This is a genomic window from Bacillus sp. SIMBA_031, from assembly GCF_046535225.1.
GTDB lineage: Bacteria > Bacillota > Bacilli > Bacillales > Bacillaceae > Bacillus > Bacillus velezensis.
This window is the reverse complement of sequence record NZ_JAWRXC010000296.1, coordinates 1-268: the sequence shown is the minus strand read 5'-3', so window position 1 is coordinate 268 and position 268 is coordinate 1. Positions and strand designations below refer to the sequence as shown.

Genomic DNA, 268 nt, shown 5'->3' with positions numbered 1-268 from the left:
CAGGCCTTACAGAGAGTCAACTTTTAGACCCTAATATAATTGAAAAAGAATTTACAAAGTTTATGGATGAAAAAGTGAAAATTGATGGATTAGAGGTATATAAAAGTGATAAAACAACAGGTAATACCACTAAATTAAAATACGATAAGGCTACAAATAAAGTAGTTCCAACCCCTTGTTAATGACTAAACATTTAAAAATCATGAAGAATAAATTTTTAATTATACTTTTTTTTGTTGCTACTTTTTGTAATGCACAACAAATTTAC

At 26.5% G+C, this 268-nt stretch carries 1 protein-coding gene; it reads left to right on the top strand.

Annotated features, from left to right (window positions below; translation table 11 throughout):
• Positions 1–182 (top strand): hypothetical protein (locus tag SB724_RS20375; RefSeq protein WP_410572698.1); only part of this gene is annotated, 182 nt, incomplete at its 5' end.
• Between the last annotated feature and the right edge of the window lie 86 nt (positions 183–268).